Consider the following 22,359-nt stretch of genomic DNA (forward strand, 5'->3'; position numbering starts at 1 on the left):
TTTGTCGTCGCAGGGCAATAAAAAAGGCGAGCCGAAGCCCGCCTTTTCGATGAGTTGAAAATAAATCCCCTATTTTTGGGGGATGAATATTACACCGTCTCCGCATCGAAGAAGAACAGTGCCTGGCTGATCGCTGCGCGCACTGTGTTGCGGTGGAAGGGCTTCGTGATGAGGAACGCAGGTTCGGGGCGCTCGCCGGTGAGCAGGCGCTCGGGAAACGCGGTGATGAAGATCACCGGAACCTCGATCTCGCGCAGGATGTCGGCGACCGCATCGATGCCCGAGCTGTCATCGGCCAGCTGGATGTCGGCGAGCACCAGCCCGGGCTTGTGCAGCCGCGCCTGCTCGACCGCCTCGTCGCGGGTGACCGCGATGCCGGTGACATCATGGCCCAGATCACGCACGATCGTCTCGATGTCCATCGCGATGATCGGCTCGTCCTCGATGATCAGCACCTTGGCCTTGATCTGGCTGTCGATCTCGCTGAGCGCCTCGTTGACCAGCCCGGAGACGGTGCGGTCGTCCAGGCCCATCAGATAGGCGGTGTCAGCGTTGGAGAAGCCTTCCATCGCGGTGAGCAGCAGCGCCTGACGCGACAATGGCGGAATGCGACCCAGCCGCTGCTCGGCCAGCAGGCGACGGGCGTCGTCGTCGGCATCGGGATAGGCATCGAAGCTGTCCGATTCGAGCCGATCGTCATGGGTCGAACTCCAGATCACCTGGAACACGCGATACAAGCCCAGCCGCGCATCGACGTCGCTGGGGAACTGGTCCGGCGCGGCGATGATCGCCTGCAGGGTTGCCTTCACATAGGCATCCCCATGGTGCTGATCGCCAGCCAGAGCCCGGCTGTAGCGCCGCAGGAGGGGAAGGTGGGGAGCGAGCGTCTGGCCCAGGGACATGTATTGAAACTCCTTCATCGGATGGCGCTCGTATCTATTGCCTTTGGCACCCGGTGTCAAAATTGGGTCGACGCGATGACAGCGGTGAGGGAAAGGCGATAAACAGAACCTCAGGCAAGGAACAATCCTCGCCGCAGTTTGTTTCCTCCTCTGAGACGTTTATGCGTGATCCCGCAGAATTTTGCGGGCTTGGCAGGGGTTGGACGGCTTGCTAAGCCCCATTTCGGGACGATATTCAACAGGCGGGATGGGATGCTCGTGCATCGTGACAATGACGATCAGTCCGGCGACGAACAGCCCGGCAAAGGTGGCAGGCCAAATGTGGTCGAGCCGCGCGCTGCCGATGGCGTGTCGGATGGCGAAGACAGCCCCCCCGCTCCCGAGGACGGCAAATCGCACGTCATCGGTGACGCACTCAAGTCGGTGTACCAGCGCACGCTGGAAGAGGACATTCCGGACGATTTTCTGGATCTGCTCAAGCAGCTGAAGTAATGGCCAGCACCCCAAGGGCTAGCTTCCCGATTTTTGCTCCACTGGCGCGGTTGTCGATCGGCACCCGGCTGTTCCTGATCATGGCGGTGGCGCTGCTGCCGCTGGCGCTTGGCGCGGTCGTGGCCAACCGCAGCCTTGCCGAAACCGCAACCGAAGAACGTAACCGGCTGCTCCAGAAAAATGTCGACGATGCCGCGTTGCGGCTGGGTGCGGCCATCCAGAACGACCTGGCGATCCTGAGCGCGGCAGCCTCACAGATCGCACTGGGCGAAGACCCCGCCAAGATCTGCCTCAACCTGCGCGAGCAACTGGGTCCGCAACAGACCCGATTTGCAGCCCTGCTCTATTCCAGCACCACCAGCCCGCCTGCATGCCAGGTCGGCGCGATCCCCCAGGCGCTGCGCCAGGCGGGGCGCGATGCCTCGACCCCCGGCGCGCTTGTGGTGCCGCAGGCCAACGGCGCGATCTTCGCGACGCGGGGCCGCGTTTCGGTCGCGCGGGCGCTGGCCTTCTATCCTGCCGAAAGCATGCTGCAGCTGGCCGACCCGGTGGATGATGTGCCGCTGTCGCAATTCGATCTTCGCAGCCCCCAGCAGGTGCTGCCGCTCACCCGCATCCCCACCAACTGGGAGCGCAGGCTCAACGCGGTAATGACCGCGCAGGGCGACGTCGCGGGTCTGAACCTCGACCTGCGGTTCGTGCGCCCCAAGCAGACCCCGCCGGAATTTCTCGCGCAGATCATTCCGTTCATCACCGTGCTGGCGGCCGCAGGCATCGGCTGGCTGGTGGTGAACTTCATGCTCATCGCGCCGCTGACCCAGCTGCAACGCAAGATTCGCCAGTATGAAACCGGCGAACGGCTGGTGCCGATGGCGCGCACCGCGTTCAACGCCAGCGAGATCCAGGATCTGGACCAAGGCTTCGTGACGCTTGCGCACAAGGTCTCGGTTGATCGCGAAGCGCTCGATGAGGGGCTCAAGCAGCAGATCATGCTGACCCGCGAGGTCCACCACCGGGTCAAGAACAACCTGCAGATCATCGCCAGCCTCATCAACCTGCACGCGCGCACCGCCGATTCGGATCAGGCAAAGCTGGCCTATGGCAAGATCCAGCGCCGGGTCGATGCGCTCGCGGTTGTGCATCGCAACCATTTTGCGGGCACCGAGCGCAACGAGGGGATCAATCTGCGCGCGCTGGTCGGCGAGCTGGCGGGCAGCTTCGAACATGCGGGCAACGCTGCTGCAGCCGATGGTCCCGATATCGTGGTCGATATCGACAACATGCATGTCAGCCAGGATGTCGGCGTTCCGATTGCCTTCCTGCTCACCGAGATCCTCGAACTTATCCACCTTACCCGTCCCGAGGCTCCGGTGCGGATTTCCGCCAAGCCGCTGCCCGACGACCCGACGCGGATCAAGCTGCGCATCGCCTCGCCCGCGCTTGGTCCCAACCCGCTGCTCGAAGAGATGCTCGCCGATGGCATCGACCGGGTGATGACCGGTCTTGCCCGCCAGCTGCGCGCACCGCTGGAGCGCGACACCGCGTTCGAAAGCATCGCGATCGCCGTCCCGGTGTTCGTTCCGGCCAAGTCGTAAGCTGCGGGACCGACAGTTAAGTGCCCTTGGCGTAATAGCGCGCGCGGAACGCCTCGCCGAACGCCGCCATGCGGCCTTCGCTAATCGCAAGCCGCATCCCGGCCATCAGATCCTGATAGAAGCGCAGATTGTGCTCGGTCATCAGCATCGCACCCAGCATCTCGCCGGATTTCACCAGATGGTGGAGATAGGCCCGGCTGAAGCGCGTGCACGCGGTGCAGCCGCACGCCTCGTCGAGCGGCGCCTGATCCTCCGCATGGCGCGCGTTGCGGATATTGACCGGCCCGTCCCAGGTGAACGCCTGACCGTTGCGGCCTGATCTCGTGGGCAGCACGCAATCGAACATGTCGACACCGCGTTCGACCGCGCCGACCAGATCGTCGGGCTTACCCACCCCCATCAGATAGCGCGGGCGATCATCGGGCAGCTGGCCGGGTGCGTAATCGAGCACACCGAACATCGCCTCCTGCCCCTCGCCCACCGCAAGTCCGCCGATTGCATAGCCGTCGAATCCGATATCGCGCAGCGCATCGGCCGATTGCCGGCGCAGGCCCTCGTCGAGCGAGCCCTGCTGGATACCGAACAACGCGGCGCGCCCGGCGTGCTCGGTGCCGCTGTCGAACCCTTCGCGCGAGCGGCGCGCCCAGCGCATCGAGCGCTCCATCGCAGCGGCCTGAACCTCGCGCGTCGCGGTGGTGGGGACGAGCTCGTCGAATGCCATCACGATGTCCGATCCCAGCAACCGCTGGATCTCCATCGAGCGTTCCGGGCTAAGCATGTGCCGCGAGCCATCGAGATGGCTGCGGAAGGCGACGCCCTCTTCAGTCGTCTTGGTGAGCGCGGACAGGCTCATCACCTGATAACCGCCGGAATCGGTGAGGATCGGGTGCGGCCAGTCCATGAAACGGTGCAGCCCGCCCAGCCGCGCCACGCGCTCGGCGCCCGGACGCAGCATCAGGTGATAGGTGTTGCCCAGGATGATGTCCGCACCCAGCGCGCGCACCTCGGCAGGCTTCATCCCCTTGACCGTAGCAGCCGTACCCACCGGCATGAAGGCGGGCGTGCGGATGGTGCCGCGCTGCATGGCAAGCTCGCCCGTCCGCGCCTTGCCGTCGCGGGCGGAAATCGAAAAGGCGAATCTGGGGGCGGTTTGCGTCATGGCCGCGCGCTCTAGCCGGTTTGATATGCATCGGCAAAGGTTTGACGATTCGCAGCGGTTATGCGAGCGATGGCATTGCTATCCGGCCAGCAGGAGCCCTGTCTTCATGTCCCAGAATTTCCCGCTCACCGCGCTTGCATCGGCGCTGATCGCCGCCGCCTCGCTTTCCGCATGCTCGGTTGACAAGCCGGCAACACCTGAAGAAACCAGCGCCAAGGCGATCGACAAGGCCGCGACCGAACTGGCCGCGCAGGAGAAATGCTATGGCATCGCGCTCGCCAAGCAAAATGATTGCGCAGCGGGCCCCGGCACCAGCTGTGCGGGCACCTCGTCGGTCGATTATCAGGGCAATGCCTGGAAGTTCACCGAAGCGGGCGAATGCGAAAAGATGGGCGGATCGCTCACCGAGGTCGCGGACAACGATCCGCCGGTGCCCGCCAAGGGCTGAAGCATAGACTTCGCATTTCCGTCACCCCGCGCGCGCCCAGCGGTCCCGCTATTGTCGTGACCTTTGCGCACAAGCGGCATTCCCGCGTTCGCGGGAATGCCGGAAGTGGAGCCTACTCGGCCGGCTCCGATTGCGCTTCGGGCAGGGCTTCTTCCGCCTCTTCAGGTGCAGTCTTGGCGGCCTTGCGGTCGGTGAACCAGATCGCGATGATGCTGAGCTCGTAGAGCAGGATCAACGGGACAGCGAGCATCAGCTGCGAGACCACATCGGGCGGGGTCAGCACCGCAGCGACGATGAACGCGGCGACGATCATGTAGCGCCGCATGCTCACCAGCTGCGCGCGCGAAACTATCCCGGCGCGGTTGAGCAGCATCAGCAGCACCGGCAGCAGGAAGCTGATCCCGAAGGCCAGGATGAACTGCATCACCAGCGAAAGATACGCATCGGTGCTGGGCAGCGCCTCGACCTCAAGCCCGCCCGATTCCCCCTGGAACTGCAGAAAGAAATGGAAGGCGGTCGGCATCACGACATAATAGGCCAGCGCCGCGCCGGCCGTGAACAGCACCGGAGTGGCGAGGATGAATGGCAAGAGCGCGCGTTTTTCCTGCCGGTACAGCCCCGGCGCAACGAACGCCCACATCTGGTTGGCGATGATCGGGAAGGACACGCAGAAGGCGGCGAAGATCGACACCTTCACCTGGACGAAGAATGCCTCGTACAACTTGGTGTACACCAGCCGCCCGTTGCCGTCACCAAACGCTTCCTTGAGCGGGACGACGAGGAACGAGAAAATGTGCTCTGAAAAATAGAAGCAGACGCCGAACGCCAGCAGCAGCGCCACGACGCAACGCACCAAACGCTGGCGCAGCTCGATCAGGTGATCGAGCAAGGGTGCGCGCGAGGCGTCGATCTCGTCTTCGGGCTCGCTCATCGCTCGCCTTCCGTCACAGGCATGCCCTGCGCGGTCGCAGGGACATCTGCGCTGGCCACCGGCGCATCGGATGCAGCTGTCACCTCAGGCACGTGTGGAGCCGCGAGCGGCTGCATCACCGCAGCAGGGTCGGCTACAGGCGTGGCCGAAGCGGGTTGCGGCGCGGCATGCTCGCGCATGATCCGCTCATTGTCCGCCTTCCACTTCTTCTCCATTTCCTCGAGCTCGACCTCGCGGACCATGGCATCGATGCCGGTACGGAAATGGCGCGCGACGCCCTTGGCCTTGCCGATGACCTGGCCGACCTTGTACAGCGCGCGAGGCAGATCCTTCGGGCCGATCACGACGATCGCCACGATGATGATCATCAGCAATTCGGTCGATCCGATGTCTAACATGACATGGTCACGCCTTTACGCTGTCTGCCATCGGCACGTGCTGAACCCGATCGGGACAACAGGCCATGATCAGCCCGGCTTGCGCTCTTCGCTGGGTGTGGTGGTGGCAGTTCCGTCGATCGTGCGCGCGGGCGGAGCTTCGATCTGCGCGACGGGGCGCTTGGGCTGCACCGGCTCTTCATCTTCGGCCATGCCCTTTTTGAAGCTCTTGATGCCCTTGGCGACATCGCCCATTATTGACGAAATCCGTCCGCCGCCAAACAGCAGGACGATGATGATCAGCACAATAACCCAGTGCATCAGGGAGAAGGATCCCATGGCAAATCTCCTGAAGGCCTGCGGGCTATCTAGGCCTGATCCTCATGGTTTTCCAGCAATGAATCCGATTCATCCGACGAGTGGTCGGTGTCATCCGTCGCCAGCGCGCCTTCCAGCGCCAGATCGACCGGGTCAAGCAGGCCCGCTGCGCGCAGATCCTCCAGCCCCGGCAGATCGCGCCGGCTGGTGAGCCCGAAATGGGTGAGGAAGCCCGGGGTGGTGGCGTAGATCAGCGGCCTTCCGGGGACTTCGCGGCGGCCCGCCGGCGTGATCCAGCCCTCCTCCATCAGCACATCGATGGTGCCTTTGCTGACCTGTACGCCGCGGATCGCCTCGATCTCGGCGCGGCTGACCGGCTCATGATAGGCGATGATCGCCAGCGTCTCGGTCGCCGCGCGCGACAGCTTGCGGGTCTGCTCGGTCTCGCGGCGCAGCAGCCAGGCAAGATCGGGTGCGGTCTGGAAATGCCAGCGCCCGCCGCGCTCGACGAGTTCGATCCCCCGCCCGGCATAGTCCGCCTGCAGCGCCTGGAGCGCGCCTGCAATGTCGGCGTCGCTGCCGATATGCGCAGCCAGATCCTCGGCGCTTTGCGGCTCCTGCGCTGCAAACAGCGCTGCCTCGACCGCGCGCACGACAGGGTCGACCTCGCTCACGGCGCCCTGCGCACCTTCAGCGGCGCGAACGCCTCTTCCTGCGCGAGCTCGACCCGCCCTTGCCGCGCCAGTTCGAGCAGCGCCAGAAAGGTCGATGCTGTCGCCGAACGGGTGAGGTCGGCAGGTGCGCCTTCGGGCAGAAAGCTGCGCAGATCGGTCCACTCGAGCGCGGTCCCCAGCATGTACGACAGCCGCGCCAGCGCGTCTTCCAGCGTCATCACCCGGCGCGACTTGACCATATGCACCACCGGCTCGCTGCGCTGCTTCACCCGGCCATAAGCGGTGAGCAGATCGAACAGCGAGCAGTCGTGCCGCGTCTTGGTGAGCAGCCGCAGCCCCTCGCCCTGCCCGTGCACGAAGACATCGCGCCCAAGCCGGTCGCGCCCCAGCAGCCGCGCCGCCGCTTCGCGCATCGCCGCCAGCCGCTGCAGCCGCAATTGCAGCCGCAGCGCGAGTTCCTCGGGCGAAGGCTCGACCTCGGGGTCGCCCGGCAGCAGCAGCGCGGATTTGAGATAGGCGAGCCACGCCGCCATCACCAGATAGTCCGCCGCCAGCTCCAGCTTCAGGCTGGTCGCGCTCTCGATGAAGCCCAGATACTGGTTGGTGAGATCGAGGATCGAGATTTGCCTCAGATCGACCTTCTGCCGCCGCGCCAGATCAAGCAGCAGATCGAGCGGGCCTTCCCAGCCATCGACATCGATCAGCAGCGCCTCGGCCGCGGCGGTCGCGGCGGGAACGGGCTCGCTGAAGAACAGGTAATCGCCGTCCGGGGGGGCGATCGTGGTGTCCGCTGCGGTCACGCTCCCGTCACACCAGCGCCAGCAGCGCATCGCGCCGGGCGAGCAGCTCCGCCTGGTGCGACCAGTCCTTCGCCGGATTGATCGCGGCGCGGGCGCGCTCCAGCCGGGCGCGCGACGCGTCGGAAATGTCAGGCAGCGCGTTGGCGATGCCGACCATCTCGTCCATTCGCGCCCAACAGTTGAGCGCGATGTCGCATCCGGCGGCAACTGCGCGCGCGGCGCGATCGGGCACGTCTCCGGCCAGCGCCTTCATGTCGAGATCATCGCTGAGCAGCAGCCCTTCGAAACCGATCCGCTGGCGGATGATGTTCTCGATGATCCACGGCGAGTGCGTCGCGCAACGTTCGGTATCCCAGGCTTCGAACAGGATGTGCCCGGTCATCCCGATCTCGGCGTTCTTGAGCGCGCGGAACGGCGCGATGTCCTGCTCGAGCTCTTCGTCGCTGGCGGTGACGCGGGGCAGCTCCATATGGCTGTCGACCATTGCGCGGCCGTGGCCGGGCATGTGCTTGATCGTCCCCAGCACGCCGCCGCGCTTCAACCCGTCGAGCACCGCGCGGCCCAAGGCTGCGACGCGCATCGGCTCCTGGCCAAGCGCCCGGTCGCCGATCGCAGGCGTGCCGCCGGGGATCGCGACATCGAGCAAAGGCAGGCAATCGACGGTGATGCCGACCTCGGCCAGATCCAGCGCCAGCGCCTCGGCGTTGATCCGTGCGGCCTCGATCGCGCTTGCGGGCGCGATGTCGTACAGCCGGTCGAACGCGGCGCCGGGCGGGAAGGACAGCCAGTGCGGCGGCTTCATGCGGCTGACCCGTCCGCCCTCCTGATCGATCAGGATCGGCAGCCGGTCATCGCCGTGAAGCGCGCGCAGATCGTCGGTCAGCGCGCGCAGTTGCTCGCGATTGTCGATGTTGCGGCCGAACAGGATATAGCCTGCAGGAACGCTCTCGGCAAAAAAGGCGCGTTCATCGGGCGCGATCGTCAGACCGGCCAGGCCGAAAATTACGGGTTTCATGGAAACAGTGTCGCCAAAAGCGGCGGTGAAATCAACGCACCACCAGGCAGTTTTGCCCAGCTTTCTTGAGCTGGTCGCACACCGAGGCCGCGCTGCCGGGGCTGTCGAGCACCGCGCTCAGACGGAACACCGTGCCGCCATCCACCGTGGCCTGGACAATCCGGCGGTTGAGACCGCTCAATACCTCGTGCCGCTGGCTGAGCGTTGCCCATCCCGCGATCGCGCTGGCCTCGTCGGTATAGGCGCCCAGTTGCACCAGCGCGCTGCCCGCAGGCGGCGGTGCGCCTGCCGCATCGGCCAGCTGGCCCTGCGGCTGTTCGCCCTGGCTGACCGCGAAGCTCGCATCGCCAGTGCCTTCGACCTGCTGCTCCTGCTTGTCCTTGGGGCGGACCTTGTAGTCGCCCTGCGGCGCGGCGATCAGGCTGCCGTCGCCCTCGGGTGCGCCGCCATCGCCGCCGATCCAGTAGATCGCCGCCAGCACGATCGACAGACCCACCAGCCCGAGCAGCACGAAGCCGATGATCTTGCCCGCCGAGCCATCGCCGGACGGCGCGTCATCGGCGGATTCAAGCCAGGGCAACCGGTCGTCATCGGCATCCAGCCCCAAAGGCTGATCCCTCAGAGTATCGTCCATGCCATCATCCAGCCGATTGCTCATTCTTGTCGCCCCATCAGACACGCCAGTTCGGTAAGGTCTGCCCTGGCATCCCCGGCAGGCTACATCTGCGTAGCCGCCTCCACCGCCATCAGCGCCAGACCGTTGGCAATGACTTGCCCGATATTGCTGGCCATGAAAAGCCTTGCAGAACTGGTGGCGGCGTCATGCGTCATAACGATACGCTTGTCTGGCCTGTCATTGCCCAAGTTGAAGAAGGCGTGGAAAGCCGCGGCCAGATCGCCGAGATAAAAGGCGATGCGGTGCGGCTCGCGGTTCGCTGCCGCCGATTCGACGATGCGCGGGAACTGCGCCGCCAGTGCGATCAGCGCATGTTCTTCTGCGCCCAGCAGTTCGAGATGTTCCGGCGACGCGCTGAGCCCTTCAGCATGCGCCTTGCGCATGATCGAGTGGATCCGCGCATGCGCATACTGCACATAGAACACCGGATTGTCCTTCGACGCCTCGACCACCTTGGCGAAATCGAAGTCCATCTGCGCGTCTGCCTTGCGCGTCAGCATGGTGAAGCGAACGGCATCCTTGCCGACCTCTTCGACCATATCGGCGATCGTGACAAAGCTGCCCGACCGCTTCGACATCTTGACCGGCTCGCCATCGCGCAAAAGCTTGACCATCTGCACCAGCTTGACGTCGAAAGTGCCGGTGCCGTTGGTCAGCGCCGCGACTGCCGCCTTGATCCGCTTGACGGTCCCGGCATGGTCCGCACCCCATATATCGATCAGCTCATCGGCGCTTTGCAGCTTCTGGAAGTGATAGGCGAGATCGATGCCGAAATAGGTCCAGCTGCCGTCCGACTTGCGGATCGGCCGGTCCTGATCATCGCCGAAACGGGTCGACCGGAACAGCGGCAGCGTCACCGGCTCCCAGTCCTCGATCACCTTGCCCTTGGGCGCTTCAAGCACCCCGTCATAGACCAGGTCGCGCGCGCGCAGTTCGGCTTCAGCCGCTTCGGGCTTGCCCGCAGCGAGCACCGCAGCCTCCGAAGAGAACAGGTCGTGATGGATGCCGAGCAGCGCCAGGTCGGCACGGATCATGTCCATCATGTCGGCAACCGCGCGGGTGCGGAAGAGCACCAGCCAGTCGGCCTCGGGCGCAGCAGCGTAACGGTCTCCAAATTCCACTGCCAGCTTCTGGCCAAGCGGGATCAGATAATCACCAGGATACAGCCCCTCGGGAATCTCGATCGTCTCGCCGAGCGCCTCGCGATAGCGCAGGTGCACCGACCGGGCCAAAGTATCGACCTGGCCACCGGCATCGTTGACATAATATTCGCGGATGACCTTGTGGCCCGAATATTCGAGCAATGTCGCCAGCGCATCGCCCACCACCGCGCCGCGGCAATGGCCCATGTGCATGGGGCCGGTCGGGTTGGCAGAGACATATTCGATGTTGACCGTGATGCCCTTGCCCTGCTCCGAGCGGCCGTAATCGGCGCCCGCTGCGGCGATGGCGTGCAGTTCCTCGATCCAGGCCGAGGGCGCGAGCCGCAGGTTGAGGAACCCGGGCCCGGCGATCTCGACCGCGGTGACCTCGTCCACCTTGCCCAGTTCGGCGCTGATCGCTTCAGCGAGCGCGCGCGGATTGGTGCCCGCAGGCTTGGCGAGCACCATCGCGGCGTTGGTTGCAAGATCGCCATGCGCAGGATCGCGCGGCGGCTCGACGGTCAGCGCGCCGCGGTTCAGCCCCGCAGGCAGGACGCCGCTGGCTTCCAGCGCGTCGAGCGCGGTGTGCAGATGTTGGATGAAACGGGTATAGAGTGTCATGATTTTTGGCCCTGATCGCATCACTCCTCTCCCTTCAGGGGAGAGGATACGAAGCCTTGGCAGCCTGCTGCCTAGGCGGAGTTGGAGAGGGGAAGCCAGACACCGGTCGTGCTCCCAGCCCTCTGCCTGCTTCACTGCGTGAAGCTGCCCCTCTCCCCTGAAGGGAGAGGGGTCAATGCAGCCTCATCGCGTCGCGTTGTACTGCAGTTGGTCCTGCGTCAGCTGGAAGCCGATCAGCAGTTCAAAGCTGGTCCGCTGGAGCGCGCTGCGCACTTCGGGAACCGACAGCGGATCGATCGCGGCATCGGGATCGCCCGACTTGCGCTTGCGGGTGATGCGCTCGCGGATGTCCTCGGGCAGCGTCGCTGCCGCCTTGTTGATATAGCCCGCGCCCGATGCCTTGGCTTCGGCACGATAGGAGCCATCGGCAAAGTTCAGCGTCACCGAACCCAGCCGCTTGGCGACCACGGTGTTGCCGCCGCGCATGACGGTGGAGAAATAGGGCAGCGTCACGGTGCGCTGGCCGCGGTTGTCGCTGCGCCGCGCCTGGACGTCGAAGCTGGCGGTCGCATAGATTTCCGCGCCGGTTTCATCGCACGCAGGGCGGACATTGGTGATCGTTGCCACCACGTCGATCGCGCTTGCATCGCGGCTGCTGGCGGGGTTGAAGATGGTGACATCGCCGGTGTGCTCGGGGATTGCGGTGTTGGGGCAGGCGCTCAGCGTCGATGCCACGCCGACGCCGGAATCCACCACCAGCTGGTTCTTCTCCGCACAGGCCGAAAGGCTGAGCAGCGCAAGCCCGGTTCCCATAACGGCAGCCAGGGATGCCTTGGGGGACGATTTCTTGGGCAGAATGGGCATGTTCAAACAAAAATCCTTCGAGGCCACAGTGCATCGCTCCTTATCTGCCGTTGGGTTTCAGCGCAACGACCAGATTCTTCGCCTGCCGATCGCACGGGATATGCTTCACACCGCGCCCCGCATCCCCTAAGACAGATGCGGAATTACGAAAGCCAATCTGAACATGACCGAAACCGCCCCCACCCCGGCCAATGCTTCTCCCGCGGTCAAGCCGCCGCTGCTGATCAAGATCGCCTCTCCCCGCGGATTTTGCGCCGGGGTCGACCGCGCGATCGAGATCGTCGAGCTGTCGCTGCACAAATATGGCGCACCGGTCTATGTCCGGCACGAGATCGTCCACAACAAGTTCGTGGTCGATAGCCTCAAGGCCAAGGGCGCGGTGTTCGTCGAGGAACTCGACGAGGTGCCCGATGGCGTACCGGTGGTGTTTTCCGCGCATGGCGTGCCCAAGGCGGTCCCCCACAAGGCCGCCGAGCGCGGCCTCAACTATCTCGATGCCACCTGCCCTCTGGTCTCCAAGGTTCACCGCCAGGCCGAACGCCAGGTCGAGGCCGGACGGCACATCATCTTTGTCGGCCACAAGGGTCATCCCGAGGTGATCGGCACTTTCGGCCAGGTCGAGCCCGGCAACATGACGCTGGTCGAGACAGTCGAGGATGTCGCCAATTTGCAGGTGGCCGACGAGACCAAGCTGGCGTTCCTTACCCAGACCACGCTGTCGGTCGATGACACCGCAGAAATCGTCGCCGCATTGCACCAGCGCTTCCCCGCGATCGTCGGGCCCAAGGGCGAGGATATTTGCTACGCCACCTCCAACCGCCAGGCAGCGGTCAAGGTGATGACCGATGATTGCGATCTGGTGCTGGTCATTGGCGCGCCCAACAGCTCGAACTCGCTGCGGCTGGTCGAGGTTGCTGAGCGCGAGGGCACCCGCGCCATGCTGATCCAGCGCGCGCAGGAAATCGAACTGCGCTGGTTCGACGGGGTGAACACCCTGGGTCTCACCGCAGGTGCCTCTGCCCCGGAAATCCTGGTGCGCGAGGTCGTCGACCTGCTCGGGCGGCATTTCGATGTCAAAGAGGAGCGCGTCAAGACCGTGGACGAGCGCATCACCTTCAAGCTGCCCCGCGCGCTTGCAGCTGAGGCCGATGCTGCCTGATGGCTGTCTATACCCATGTCAGCGCCGAGATGATGGCGCGTTTTCTGGACGACTATGACACCGGCGAGCTGATCAGTTTCAAGGGCATCGCCGAGGGCGTCGAGAACAGCAACTTTCTGGTCGAGACCCGCGGCGGCCGCGATTTCCACCGCTTTATCCTGACGCTGTATGAAAAGCGCGTCGATCCGGGCGATCTGCCGTTCTTCATGGCGTTGCTCGATCATCTGGCGATGCGCGGCTGCCGCGTGCCGCGTGCGATTGCCGACCGGCAGGGCGTGCAGATCAGGGAGCTTGCCGGACGCCCGGCCTGCCTGATCGAGTTCCTCGAAGGCATTTCGCTCAGCGCGCCGACGCCTGCGCAGGCGAGCGCTGCCGGCATCGCGCTTGCTGACCTGCATCTGGCGGTCGCGGATTTTTCCGGCACCCGCCCCAACAGCATGGGGCTGGCCGCCTGGCGCGATCTGGCCGAGCGCTGCGCCGGCCAATGGCAGCAGATCGACCCCGGACTCGAGCAGCTGGTGAGCACCGCGCTGAGCGATCTGGAAGCGCATTGGCCCAGCGATCTGCCGCAATCGGTGATCCATGCGGATCTGTTTCCCGACAATGTGCTGATGCTGGGCGACCGGGTCAGCGGGCTGATCGACTTTTATTTCTCGTGTACCGATGCGCGCGCCTATGATCTGGCGATCACGCACAGCGCGTGGTGTTTCAGCAATGACGGGCGCAATTTCGACACCGGCTTGTCGGACGCATTACTGCAGGGCTATCGCAGCCGACTTGCGCTCAACGATGCCGAAACTGCGGCGCTTCCCATTCTGGCACGCGGCGCAGCGTTGCGTTTTACATTGAGCCGCGCGTATGACTGGATCAACACCCCCGCCGACGCCTTGGTCACCCGCAAGGACCCCATGGCGTTCGCCCGGCGGCTGGCATTCTATTCGGACCCGGCCAACGCCAGGCTGTTTGCCTGATCGCCGCCGGGTGGGATGGAACGGGTCCGGAGCAGATCGAGACGATGGTTGAATGGACATGAAAACGGTCGAAATCTTTACCGACGGCGCGTGCAAGGGTAATCCCGGCCCCGGCGGCTGGGGGGCGATCATCCGCTATGGCAAGCACGAAAAAGAGCTTTCGGGCGGCGAGCCGGACACCACCAACAATCGCATGGAGATGACCGCCGCGATCCGCGCACTCGAACTGCTGATCGAGCCGTGCAAGGTCGTCCTCTATACCGACAGTACCTATGTGAAGGACGGCATCACCAAATGGGTCGATGGCTGGCAGCGCAACGGCTGGAAGACCGCCTCGAAAAAGCCCGTACGCAACGCGGACCTGTGGCACGAGCTGATTGCCGCAGTATCGCGTCACCAGATCGACTGGCGCTGGGTCAAGGGCCATGCCGGCCACCCCGAAAATGAGCGCGCCGACCAGCTGGCGAGCGCTGCGGCAATGGCCATCGGGCGCTGACAGGTCAGGACTGATCCAAGGCTCAATCTGCCGTCACCCCCGCGCACGCGGGGGTCCCGCTTGTCTACGATCGCTGCAAAAAAGCGGGATTCCCGTGTTCGCGGGAATGACGATCACGGCGAATGACCGGACGCGTCAGCTGTTGTCTTCGATCGGCGCTTCGGGCCCGTTCTTCTTGATCGATTCGATCGCGTTCTTGGCCGATACCTTGCTGGCATAGCCTTCGGTCGAGAACATCACTTCCGAATTGTACTTGAACCGCACCCGGAATTCGCCGCCCTTGTCCTTGTAGATCTCAAAACTGTGCGCCATCGACTCGACTCCCTCAAACCGAGTGAGAGATTATAACCTAAGTCAATCACGTGCCAGCATTCTCACCCCAGCCGTGCGGGATTATACAATTGCGCATCCACCGCGCGCAGCATCGCATCGGGAGTGATACCCAGCAGGATGGCGGCGGCCAGCTTGGCGGCGGCAGGCGCGGTCTGGATGCCGAAGCCGCCCTGGCCTGCAAACCAGAAGAAGCAGGGATTGTCCGCGGCAAAGCCGATCAGCGGCAGCCTGTCGGGCGCGAAGCTGCGTTGGCCTGCCCAGCGATGCTCCACCGCCTCGATCCGCCAGTCCATCACTTGGCCGAAACGGTCGATGGCGAGCGCCATGTCCAGCTCGTCGGGCGCGGTGTCGCCGGGCTCTTCGGGGGTTTCGTCATGCGGGCTGAGCCACAGGCGTCCGGCCTCGGGCTTGAAGTAATAATCGCCGCGCACGCCCAGCGTCAGCGGCAGGTCGGCAGACGCAGCAGGCGCGGTGCGCAGTTGGATCACGGTACGGCGATAGGGTCGGACGCCCAGCGGTCGAACGCCTGCGCGTTCCGCCACCGGATCGGCCCAGGCTCCGGCGGCATCGACCAGCTTTGCCGCCGTTACCTGCTGCTCGCCCAGCGTCAGCGTCCAGCTGCCCGACGCGTGCACCGCGCCGACCAGCGGCGCGCGCAAAGCGATCGCCGCTCCCGCGCGGCGCGCGACCGCCAGATAGGCCTGATGCAGCCCGCCGACATCGATGTCCTGGCAATCGGGCTCATAGGTACCCGCGACGATATCGGCGGCGAGCCCGGGCAGCATCGCATCGAGCGCTGCCCTGTCGCGGCGCTCCATCCGCACGCCCGAGCCTGCGAACTCGGCCTCGAAGGCATCGAGCAGCGCCAGCTCGTCGCGGCGCGCCAGCGTCAGCGATCCGCGCGGCCCAAGGAAACTGCGCTCGCCATAGCCCGGCGGCGGCGAATGCAGCCAGGGGCCCGACGCCGTGGTCAGCGGCTGCACCTGCGGCCCGCCATAGCTTTCCGCCCAGAAGGCGGCCGAGCGGCCGGTGGAATGATAACCCGGGCGATCCTCTGCCTCGGCGATCAGCACCCGGCAGTGGGGTGCGATTTCCGCAGCAAGGCTGGCCCCGGCGATCCCGGCGCCGATGATGACGACATCATAATCCGGCATCAGGCGGCTGCTCCGACCCTTTCGGTCGCGGTCCCGGCCACCTTGCGCTCCAGGAAGTCGTCAATCGTCTGCAGCACCTGATCGCGGATGGGATCCACCTCGCGCAGCACCTCGTGCCTGGCCTCGCGCCCGAAGGCGAGCAACTCGGCGCCGGGGATGCGCGCCGCGGCGGCCAGCGTCGCCTTGTTATCGACCAGCTGGTCCGCGCTGGTGCCGATGAGTAGCATCGGGATGCGTAGCTTTTCCCACTGGCCGGGCGCGTTGAGGCGGATGTTCGATTCATACGCGCGCTCGACCCAGTGCCAGCTCGCCGGTCCCATCACCAGCTCGGGGCGCTCTCCCCACCACCACAGCTCGTCAGCATAGCGGTCATTGTCGTGGGTCAGCAGCGTCTGGCGGATCGCGAGCGGCGAAGCGGGCTTTTCGCTCACCTTCCAGGCGGGGCGCTCGGGACGTCCCATTCGGCGCATCATCCGGGTGACGAGGTGCCCGAAGGACATCGGCAGGCCCAGCCCCTTCAGCCCCAGCATCGGCGCGCTCAGCACCGCGGCCAATGGATCGATCCGCTTTTCCTGGATCGCGCGCGCGATCAGATGCCCACCCATCGAATGGCCGACAACGACGTGCGGGCCGGGGCGCGAGGCCGACCATTCAGCCCAGAAGCCCGAAATGTCATCGATCCAGTGGGCGAAATCCTCGATATGCCCGACATATTGGTGATCGGACATGCGACCGCTGCCGCCCTGCCCGCGCCAGTCGGCAGATGTGACGTTCCACCCCTGCGCCTGCCAGTGCGCCAGCGTCTCGATATATTTTTCGTAGATATCGCCGCGGCCCGGCATGAACAGGATCGACCCGCGCGCAGGGCCCTGTGCCATCATGTCGATCCGGCGCAGCTTCCAGCCGTCCGCCGCGGTCCAGCTGCTTTCGACCGCATCGTCAGGAATGGCGCGCCGATCAATGGTTACTTTTTGGTAAGTCATCGCCGCTATACGCCAGTTCCCATGGAAAACATGCCTTTCGTCTACGGTCTGCTGGCCATGTTGGCAATCGCGCTGTTGCACGCGGCTTATACCGACATCGTGCGGCGCGAGATCGAGGACTGGCTCAATGCCGCCATCGCGCTTGGCGCGCCGCTGTTCTGGTGGGCCTGCGGTCTTTCGCTGTGGCCCGATGTGGCGATGCAGCTGGCGCTGGGCGCGGGCGTGTTCATCTTCTTTGCCCTGATGTTCGCGCTGGGCGCGATGGGCGGCGGCGATGTCAAGCTGCTGGGCGCGATCGCGCTGTGGTTCCCCTGGGGGGTCATGGCAAAGGTAGCGATCGCGATGTCGCTGATCGGCGCGGTGCTCACCGTCATCATCCTGATCGAACACAAAATGCACCGAAAGCTGGGTCAGCCCGAAGTGCCATATGGCGTTGCCATCGCAATTGCGGCGCTTTGGCCGGTTGGCGAACGCTTTTTTAACCATTTTGCCTGAGAAGATCAGCATTCTGAAGGACTTTGGGGGCCATCAACGTCATGGATAAACGGAAAGTCATCCTGCTGGCAGGCGCGCTACTGGTCGCGCTTTGCACCGCATTTCTGGCCCGAAGCCTTTTCACCGGCTCGGCCGCGCCGGAGGTTACGGCCGCCGTGCAGGTGGCAGAGCCCAACGGCCCCCGCGTCCTGGTGGCGAATCGTTCGCTGCCCGTCGGTACCATCATCACACCCGACAGCGTCGCCTTCCAGCCCTGGCCCGCCAAGCTGGTGAGCAACGCCTATTTCCTGGAAGACGGCGCCAAAATCGAAACGCTGCTGGGCACCGTGGTGCGCAACGCGATCACCGCCGGACAGCCGGTCACGCAAGGATCGCTGGTCAAGCCGGGCGATCGCGGCTTCCTGGCAGCAGCGCTCGGCCCCGGCATGCGCGCCGTCACCGTGCCCGTATCGGCCCGCACCGGCGTTGCCGGCTTCGTGTTTCCCGGTGACCGCGTCGACCTTGTCCTGACCCAGTCGGTCGAGGGCGAAGGCGGCCCGGCGCTGAAAGCGTCCGAAACCATCATCCGCAACCTGCGCGTCCTCGCCACCGACCAGCGCGTCAACGCCGAGAACGCCGAAGGCAACACCGAGGTGATCGCCTTCTCCACCGTCACCGTCGAAGCCACGCCAAAGCTGGCCGAGAAGATCGCGGTGGCACAGACCATCGGCACACTCAGCCTTTCGCTGCGCTCGATCGCGGACAACGAGGCCGAGCTCGAACGCTCGATGGCGGCAGGCGATGTCTCTGTGCCCGAAGGCGCCGATCGCAAGACCGAAAACAAGTTCCTCAAGGCGCTCGCCACCCGCCCGGTCGATACCGACGTGACCTATGTCACCGGCGGCGATGTCTCGCGCTTCCAGCGTCGCAGCGTTCCGCCGATGTCGAGCGGTCGTCGTCAATCCGAATATGCCGGCCCCATACCCGCCGGTGCACCTGCTGCCAGCGCCCCCGCCCCGTCCGTGCCCATGGGCCCGGTCGTGCGGGTTGCGCGTGGAAATGATGTGACCGTTGTTCCGGTCGGAGGGAAATGACCATGCGTTTTTCCAATATCCTCAAGGGTGCACTGCTGTGCGGCGTGGTCGCGGTGGGGGGTTCGCTCACCGGCCTGGCGCCGATGACCGGCAGCCCCGCCAACGCCCAGTCGGCGATGCAGCGCCCTGCTGAAACGCTGGTGCTCTCGATCGGGCGCGGCCAGCTGATCCAGCTTCCCGGAACGATGACCGATCTGTTCGTCGCCGATACCGGCGTCGCGGATGTGCAGGTGAAGTCTTCCCGCCAGCTGTATGTGTTCGGCAAGGCGGGCGGCGAAACGACGCTCTATGCCAGCAACGCGGCAGGCCAGGTGGTCTATTCCGCCACGGTGCGGGTCGGATCGAACCTCGACTCGATCGACCAGATGCTGACGCTGGCCATGCCCGACGCCAAGGTGCGCGTGAGCACGCTGAACGGCGTGGTGCTGCTCACCGGCACCGTCGGTGCTCCCGTCGACAGCGCCGAGGCCGAACGGCTTGTCCAGGCGTTCGTCGGAGACAACGTCAAGGTCATCAGCCGCTTGCAGACCGCCACCCCGATGCAGGTCAACCTGCAGGTGCGCATCGCCGAGGTCAGCCGTTCGCTGGTCAAGGAAATCGGCGCCAACCTGCTGACCCGTGACCTCACCGGCGGCTTCCAGTTCGGCGTTTCGCGCGCCAGCCGCAACTTTGCCAGCATCCGCGACACGCTGGATGTGACGACGCTGCCGCGGATCGACGCGTCGGGCCAGTTCGGCCTGCCCGCGGGCACCCTGTCGCTGCCGTTCAACCCTGCCACCGGCCAGTTCGTCACCGGGGGCAGCACCACCGGCTTTCTCAACGGCATTGACGGCAAGACCGCGATCCAGGCGGCAGGCCGGCTGTTCGGTGTCGATATCGCCAGCGCATTCGATCTGGCCGAACAGGTCGGTCTGATCACCACGCTGTCGCAGCCGAACCTGACCGCGCTTTCGGGCGAAACCGCAGACTTCCTGGCGGGTGGCGAATTCCCCATCCCGATCAACCAGGGCCTGGGCACCACCACGATCGAATACAAGAACTTCGGTGTCAGCCTGGCCTATACGCCCACGGTGCTGGCCAACGGCCGGATCTCGATGCGGGTGCGGCCCGAAGTGTCCGAACTGTCTTCGGCAGGCTCGGTCACGCTCAACGGCTTCCAGGTGCCTGCACTGACCATCCGCCGCGCGGAAACGACGGTCGAACTGGGATCGGGCGAAAGCTTCATGATCGCCGGGCTGCTGAGCAACAACTCACAGAACCTCGTCGACAAGGCTCCGGGCCTGGGCGACGTTCCGGTGCTGGGCAACCTGTTCAAGTCCACCAACTTCCGCAAGGGCGAGACCGAGCTGGTCATCGTGGTGACGCCGTATCTGGTCAAGCCCGTCAACGCCAACGACATCAAGCTGCCCACCGATGCCTTCCGCACGCCGGATGATCTGCAGCGGTTGATCAACAGCCAGCAGTCGGACGGCATTTCGGGCGGCGACCGGCCCAAGCCGAGCGTGGCGCCTGCCGAAGGCGGCAGCGGCGCACCGGAATTCGGCGCCCTGCCCAGCCAGCCGCGTGCTCTGCCTTCATCGGCAGCCAAGCCCCAGCGCGATGCCAAATCGGGCAAGGCTTCATCCCGCAACGGTGGCAAACCCGGCGATCTCGCCGCCGCCACCCCCGGATTTTCGTTCGACTAAGGCCAGCGACCGCCCTTGAGGAGACTATCAATGCGCGCTTATCATGCAGCCATCGCAGCAGCGGCCGTCCTGACCTTGTCCGGCTGTAGCAATATGGCCAGCAACCGTTCGCTGGAAAGCGTCCACCAGCCGATCGTGTCGCGATCGAACTACACGCTCGATCTCAACGCGCAGGGCGGCTCTCTGCCCACGCAGGAACAAAGGCGCCTCGCCGAATGGTTCCAGGCGATGGACCTGGGCTATGGCGATCGCGTCGCGGTTGACGATCCGGCGGGCCGCAACGTCGTGGTCAAGTCGGCGGTCGAGGCTGCCGCCTCGCGCCACGGCCTGCTGGTGAATGATGTCGCCCCGGTCACCACCGGCGAGATCGCACCCGGCACCATCCGCGTCGTCGTGACCCGCAGCACCGCCAGCGTCACCGGCTGCCCCGACTGGCAGACCAAGCTCGAGATGAACTATCGCAACGCGACCAGCAGCAACTACGGCTGTTCGGTCAATGCCAACATGGCATCGATGGTCGCCAACAAGGAAGATCTGGTGCGCGGCGAGCCGGGCAGCGGCACGGTCGCCACGCAGCGCTCCGACGCTGCGATCAAGCAGTATCGCGAAGCTCCGCCGACCGGCGCGCAGGGATTGAAACAGGGCTCTACCCAGCAGGGAGGATCGCAGTGAACGCACCGTGGAAGCCTGGCATGGCCGCGACCCGCGACCAGTTTGCCGCCTATATCTGCGACGAGCCTACGCTGGACATAGTCCGCGCGATGGCCATCAACATGGGCTGGCCGCCTGAGAAGTGCAACAAGGGCGGCCTGCGCAACGCGGTGCAGTCGCTCTCGATCACCGCGAGCCCCAACATCCTGCTGGTCGACCTGTCCGAATCGGGCGACCCGCTGAACGACATCAACGCGCTGGCGGAAGTCTGCGAGCCCGGCACCGTGGTGATCGCCATGGGCCAGGTCAACGACGTGCGCCTGTACCGCGATCTCATCGCCAGCGGCCTGCACGATTATCTGCTCAAGCCCGTGGGCCCCGACCATATCCGCGACACCATCCTGCAGGCGCAGGCCATGCTCAACGCGCCCAAGGCCGGTGAAGCCACCGCCGAGCGCGCGCATGTCGGCATCATGGTCATCGGCACCCGCGGCGGCGTGGGGGCATCGACTGTCGCGACCTCGCTCGCCTGGCAGCTCAGCAAGAATGCCGGGCACACCACCGCGCTGCTCGATCTCGACCTGCACTTCGGCACCGGCGCGCTGACGATGGATCTGGAACCGGGCCGCGGCCTGACCGACGCCATCGACAATCCCAGCCGCATCGACGGGCTGTTCATCGAACGCGCAATGATCAAGGCCAACGACAAACTGTCGATCCTCTCGGCCGAAGCGCCGATCAGCTCGCCGCTGATCACCGATGGCACCGCGTTCTTCCAGCTGCAGGAAGAGTTCCGCCACGCCTTCGAAAACACCGTGGTCGATCTGCCGCGCCAGATGCTGATCGATTATCCGCATCTGGTGTCCGAAACCAACATCGCGGTGCTGGTCACCGAGTTGACGCTGGCATCGGCACGCGATGCGATCCGCCTGCTCGCCTGGCTCAAGAGCAACGCGCCGGCAGCGCGGGTGCTGGTGGTCGCCAACAAGGTGCAGCCGGCCGCGCTGGAGATCAGCCGCGCCGATTTCGAGACCACGATCGAACGCAAGATCGACTTCCTGATCCCCGCCGACCCCAAGACTGCGGCGCAGGCTGCCAAGCTGGGCCAGCCTTTTTGTGAGGCGGGCAAGTCGACCAAGGCGGGCGCGGTGATGAAGTCGCTGACCGACCGCTGCCTGGGCATGGCCGAGGAAGAAGTCGCTGCCGAGAAGGATACCGGCGGAGCGAAGAAATCGCTGCTCGGCAAGTTCGGCGACTTCAAGTCGCTGCTGCCGAGCAAGCCCGGCAAGAAGTAACCGGGCCCGCGGCGTCCTTCAGGAACGCTGCGGCCCCACAATGCGGATGG

The 22,359-nt window shown here is 65.0% G+C and carries 25 protein-coding genes; 11 read left to right on the top strand and 14 right to left on the bottom strand.

Annotation, left to right across the window (positions count from 1 at the left end):
* Window positions 1-89: 89 nt before the first annotated feature.
* Entirely contained in the window at window positions 90-902 is an 813-nt protein-coding gene (locus tag BSY18_RS11355; protein WP_054134086.1) for a response regulator, read from the bottom strand.
* 252 nt (window positions 903-1,154) lie between these two features.
* Between BSY18_RS11355 and BSY18_RS11360 the strand changes: the two genes are divergently transcribed.
* Entirely contained in the window at window positions 1,155-1,394 is a 240-nt protein-coding gene (locus BSY18_RS11360) for a NepR family anti-sigma factor (protein WP_069050670.1), read from the top strand.
* The gene (locus tag BSY18_RS21610) at window positions 1,394-2,989 is read left to right on the top strand and encodes a sensor histidine kinase (RefSeq protein WP_083231436.1); all 1,596 of its coding nucleotides are present in this window, start codon (window positions 1,394-1,396) and stop codon (window positions 2,987-2,989) included. Before BSY18_RS11360 ends, BSY18_RS21610 begins: the two co-directional genes overlap by 1 nt.
* 16 nt (window positions 2,990-3,005) lie before the next feature.
* Here BSY18_RS21610 and tgt read toward each other — a convergent pair whose 3' ends face one another.
* Window positions 3,006-4,148: a tRNA guanosine(34) transglycosylase Tgt gene (gene tgt, locus BSY18_RS11370; RefSeq protein WP_069050672.1), complete on the bottom strand. Its 1,143-nt coding sequence runs from the start codon at window positions 4,146-4,148 to the stop codon at window positions 3,006-3,008.
* 106 nt (window positions 4,149-4,254) lie between these two features.
* Here tgt and BSY18_RS11375 point away from each other — a divergent pair, with 106 nt between their 5' ends.
* Window positions 4,255-4,596, top strand: a complete 342-nt coding sequence (locus BSY18_RS11375) for a BufA1 family periplasmic bufferin-type metallophore (RefSeq protein WP_069050673.1) — start codon at window positions 4,255-4,257, stop codon at window positions 4,594-4,596.
* A gap of 112 nt (window positions 4,597-4,708) precedes the next feature.
* On the opposite strand, the gene tatC is transcribed toward BSY18_RS11375, so the two are convergent.
* The 9 genes from tatC to BSY18_RS11420 form a co-directional block, all read right to left on the bottom strand.
* A complete protein-coding gene (gene tatC, locus BSY18_RS11380) occupies window positions 4,709-5,527 on the bottom strand; it encodes a twin-arginine translocase subunit TatC (RefSeq protein WP_069050674.1) in 819 nt (272 codons plus the stop codon).
* A complete protein-coding gene (tatB, locus tag BSY18_RS21415) occupies window positions 5,524-5,925 on the bottom strand; it encodes a Sec-independent protein translocase protein TatB (RefSeq protein ID WP_069050675.1) in 402 nt (133 codons plus the stop codon). Before tatB ends, tatC begins: the two co-directional genes overlap by 4 nt.
* Before the next feature lie 69 nt (window positions 5,926-5,994).
* On the bottom strand, window positions 5,995-6,243 hold the full coding sequence (locus BSY18_RS11390; RefSeq protein WP_054134079.1) for a twin-arginine translocase TatA/TatE family subunit: 249 nt from the start codon (window positions 6,241-6,243) through the stop codon (window positions 5,995-5,997).
* Between the two features lie 29 nt (window positions 6,244-6,272).
* The gene (gene scpB / locus BSY18_RS11395; protein WP_054134078.1) at window positions 6,273-6,896 is read right to left on the bottom strand and encodes an SMC-Scp complex subunit ScpB; all 624 of its coding nucleotides are present in this window, start codon (window positions 6,894-6,896) and stop codon (window positions 6,273-6,275) included.
* On the bottom strand, window positions 6,893-7,726 hold the full coding sequence (locus BSY18_RS11400) for a segregation and condensation protein A (RefSeq protein ID WP_083231437.1): 834 nt from the start codon (window positions 7,724-7,726) through the stop codon (window positions 6,893-6,895). The genes scpB and BSY18_RS11400 overlap by 4 nt, the downstream gene beginning before the upstream one ends.
* Complete coding sequence (gene nagZ / locus BSY18_RS11405) at window positions 7,704-8,711, bottom strand: beta-N-acetylhexosaminidase (RefSeq protein ID WP_069050676.1); 1,008 nt, start codon at window positions 8,709-8,711, stop codon at window positions 7,704-7,706. Before nagZ ends, BSY18_RS11400 begins: the two co-directional genes overlap by 23 nt.
* A 31-nt stretch (window positions 8,712-8,742) precedes the next feature.
* A complete protein-coding gene (locus BSY18_RS11410) occupies window positions 8,743-9,369 on the bottom strand; it encodes an SPOR domain-containing protein (RefSeq protein WP_069050677.1) in 627 nt (208 codons plus the stop codon).
* Window positions 9,370-9,428: 59 nt separating this feature from the next.
* Window positions 9,429-11,150 (bottom strand): arginine--tRNA ligase, encoded by a 1,722-nt coding sequence (gene argS / locus BSY18_RS11415; protein ID WP_069050678.1) that lies wholly within the window; start codon window positions 11,148-11,150, stop codon window positions 9,429-9,431.
* A gap of 183 nt (window positions 11,151-11,333) precedes the next feature.
* The gene (locus BSY18_RS11420) at window positions 11,334-12,014 is read right to left on the bottom strand and encodes a hypothetical protein (RefSeq protein ID WP_054134074.1); all 681 of its coding nucleotides are present in this window, start codon (window positions 12,012-12,014) and stop codon (window positions 11,334-11,336) included.
* 163 nt (window positions 12,015-12,177) lie between these two features.
* Here BSY18_RS11420 and ispH point away from each other — a divergent pair, with 163 nt between their 5' ends.
* Genes ispH through rnhA form a run of 3 tightly spaced genes read left to right on the top strand, consistent with a single transcriptional unit; the run spans window position 12,178 to window position 14,640 of the window.
* Complete coding sequence (gene ispH, locus BSY18_RS11425) at window positions 12,178-13,173, top strand: 4-hydroxy-3-methylbut-2-enyl diphosphate reductase (protein WP_054134073.1); 996 nt, start codon at window positions 12,178-12,180, stop codon at window positions 13,171-13,173.
* Window positions 13,173-14,144 (top strand): homoserine kinase, encoded by a 972-nt coding sequence (gene thrB / locus BSY18_RS11430; RefSeq protein ID WP_069050679.1) that lies wholly within the window; start codon window positions 13,173-13,175, stop codon window positions 14,142-14,144. The genes ispH and thrB overlap by 1 nt, the downstream gene beginning before the upstream one ends.
* Window positions 14,145-14,202: 58 nt before the next feature.
* Entirely contained in the window at window positions 14,203-14,640 is a 438-nt protein-coding gene (gene rnhA / locus BSY18_RS11435) for a ribonuclease HI (protein WP_054134346.1), read from the top strand.
* A gap of 135 nt (window positions 14,641-14,775) precedes the next feature.
* Here the strand turns inward: rnhA and BSY18_RS11440 are convergent, their stop codons facing one another.
* From BSY18_RS11440 to BSY18_RS11450, 3 genes are all read right to left on the bottom strand, one after another.
* Window positions 14,776-14,952, bottom strand: coding sequence for a YegP family protein (locus BSY18_RS11440; RefSeq protein ID WP_069050680.1), 177 nt, complete (start codon window positions 14,950-14,952; stop codon window positions 14,776-14,778).
* Window positions 14,953-15,014: 62 nt separating this feature from the next.
* Window positions 15,015-16,127 (bottom strand): NAD(P)/FAD-dependent oxidoreductase, encoded by a 1,113-nt coding sequence (locus tag BSY18_RS11445; RefSeq protein WP_054134071.1) that lies wholly within the window; start codon window positions 16,125-16,127, stop codon window positions 15,015-15,017.
* Window positions 16,127-17,110, bottom strand: a complete 984-nt coding sequence (locus BSY18_RS11450; protein WP_069050681.1) for an alpha/beta hydrolase — start codon at window positions 17,108-17,110, stop codon at window positions 16,127-16,129. The genes BSY18_RS11445 and BSY18_RS11450 overlap by 1 nt, the downstream gene beginning before the upstream one ends.
* A 21-nt stretch (window positions 17,111-17,131) precedes the next feature.
* Here BSY18_RS11450 and BSY18_RS11455 point away from each other — a divergent pair, with 21 nt between their 5' ends.
* From BSY18_RS11455 to BSY18_RS11475, 5 genes are read left to right on the top strand one after another with little or no spacing between them, the layout of a single operon-like run.
* Window positions 17,132-17,605 carry an A24 family peptidase gene (locus BSY18_RS11455; RefSeq protein WP_054134069.1) on the top strand — a complete coding sequence of 158 codons (474 nt, stop codon included), beginning with the start codon at window positions 17,132-17,134 and terminating at the stop codon, window positions 17,603-17,605.
* 41 nt (window positions 17,606-17,646) lie between these two features.
* Window positions 17,647-18,678, top strand: a complete 1,032-nt coding sequence (gene cpaB, locus BSY18_RS11460) for a Flp pilus assembly protein CpaB (protein ID WP_054134068.1) — start codon at window positions 17,647-17,649, stop codon at window positions 18,676-18,678.
* The gene (locus tag BSY18_RS11465; protein ID WP_054134067.1) at window positions 18,675-20,363 is read left to right on the top strand and encodes a type II and III secretion system protein family protein; all 1,689 of its coding nucleotides are present in this window, start codon (window positions 18,675-18,677) and stop codon (window positions 20,361-20,363) included. Before cpaB ends, BSY18_RS11465 begins: the two co-directional genes overlap by 4 nt.
* Before the next feature lie 30 nt (window positions 20,364-20,393).
* On the top strand, window positions 20,394-21,035 hold the full coding sequence (locus BSY18_RS11470) for a CpaD family pilus assembly protein (protein WP_069050682.1): 642 nt from the start codon (window positions 20,394-20,396) through the stop codon (window positions 21,033-21,035).
* A complete protein-coding gene (locus BSY18_RS11475) occupies window positions 21,032-22,309 on the top strand; it encodes an AAA family ATPase (RefSeq protein ID WP_054134065.1) in 1,278 nt (425 codons plus the stop codon). The genes BSY18_RS11470 and BSY18_RS11475 overlap by 4 nt, the downstream gene beginning before the upstream one ends.
* The last annotated feature ends 50 nt before the right edge of the window (window positions 22,310-22,359 follow it).

Source organism: Blastomonas sp. RAC04 (assembly GCF_001713435.1).
GTDB classification, from domain to species: Bacteria; Pseudomonadota; Alphaproteobacteria; order Sphingomonadales; family Sphingomonadaceae; genus Blastomonas; species Blastomonas fulva.

Excerpts from the sequence above, each read along its gene's own strand:
- BSY18_RS11355 (WP_054134086.1), bottom strand. The coding sequence starts at position 902 with ATGTCCCTGGGCCAGACGCTCGCTCCCCACCTTCCCCTCCTGCGGCGC.
- BSY18_RS11360 (WP_069050670.1), top strand. The coding sequence starts at position 1,155 with ATGCTCGTGCATCGTGACAATGACGATCAGTCCGGCGACGAACAGCCC.
- BSY18_RS21610 (WP_083231436.1), top strand. The coding sequence starts at position 1,394 with ATGGCCAGCACCCCAAGGGCTAGCTTCCCGATTTTTGCTCCACTGGCG.
- tgt (WP_069050672.1), bottom strand. The coding sequence starts at position 4,148 with ATGACGCAAACCGCCCCCAGATTCGCCTTTTCGATTTCCGCCCGCGAC.
- BSY18_RS11375 (WP_069050673.1), top strand. The coding sequence starts at position 4,255 with ATGTCCCAGAATTTCCCGCTCACCGCGCTTGCATCGGCGCTGATCGCC.
- tatC (WP_069050674.1), bottom strand. The coding sequence starts at position 5,527 with ATGAGCGAGCCCGAAGACGAGATCGACGCCTCGCGCGCACCCTTGCTC.
- tatB (WP_069050675.1), bottom strand. The coding sequence starts at position 5,925 with ATGTTAGACATCGGATCGACCGAATTGCTGATGATCATCATCGTGGCG.
- BSY18_RS11390 (WP_054134079.1), bottom strand. The coding sequence starts at position 6,243 with ATGGGATCCTTCTCCCTGATGCACTGGGTTATTGTGCTGATCATCATC.
- BSY18_RS11400 (WP_083231437.1), bottom strand. The coding sequence starts at position 7,726 with ATGCGCTGCTGGCGCTGGTGTGACGGGAGCGTGACCGCAGCGGACACC.
- nagZ (WP_069050676.1), bottom strand. The coding sequence starts at position 8,711 with ATGAAACCCGTAATTTTCGGCCTGGCCGGTCTGACGATCGCGCCCGAT.
- BSY18_RS11410 (WP_069050677.1), bottom strand. The coding sequence starts at position 9,369 with ATGAGCAATCGGCTGGATGATGGCATGGACGATACTCTGAGGGATCAG.
- argS (WP_069050678.1), bottom strand. The coding sequence starts at position 11,150 with ATGACACTCTATACCCGTTTCATCCAACATCTGCACACCGCGCTCGAC.
- BSY18_RS11420 (WP_054134074.1), bottom strand. The coding sequence starts at position 12,014 with ATGCCCATTCTGCCCAAGAAATCGTCCCCCAAGGCATCCCTGGCTGCC.
- ispH (WP_054134073.1), top strand. The coding sequence starts at position 12,178 with ATGACCGAAACCGCCCCCACCCCGGCCAATGCTTCTCCCGCGGTCAAG.
- thrB (WP_069050679.1), top strand. The coding sequence starts at position 13,173 with ATGGCTGTCTATACCCATGTCAGCGCCGAGATGATGGCGCGTTTTCTG.
- rnhA (WP_054134346.1), top strand. The coding sequence starts at position 14,203 with ATGAAAACGGTCGAAATCTTTACCGACGGCGCGTGCAAGGGTAATCCC.
- BSY18_RS11440 (WP_069050680.1), bottom strand. The coding sequence starts at position 14,952 with ATGGCGCACAGTTTTGAGATCTACAAGGACAAGGGCGGCGAATTCCGG.
- BSY18_RS11445 (WP_054134071.1), bottom strand. The coding sequence starts at position 16,127 with ATGCCGGATTATGATGTCGTCATCATCGGCGCCGGGATCGCCGGGGCC.
- BSY18_RS11450 (WP_069050681.1), bottom strand. The coding sequence starts at position 17,110 with ATGACTTACCAAAAAGTAACCATTGATCGGCGCGCCATTCCTGACGAT.
- BSY18_RS11455 (WP_054134069.1), top strand. The coding sequence starts at position 17,132 with ATGGAAAACATGCCTTTCGTCTACGGTCTGCTGGCCATGTTGGCAATC.
- cpaB (WP_054134068.1), top strand. The coding sequence starts at position 17,647 with ATGGATAAACGGAAAGTCATCCTGCTGGCAGGCGCGCTACTGGTCGCG.
- BSY18_RS11465 (WP_054134067.1), top strand. The coding sequence starts at position 18,675 with ATGACCATGCGTTTTTCCAATATCCTCAAGGGTGCACTGCTGTGCGGC.
- BSY18_RS11470 (WP_069050682.1), top strand. The coding sequence starts at position 20,394 with ATGCGCGCTTATCATGCAGCCATCGCAGCAGCGGCCGTCCTGACCTTG.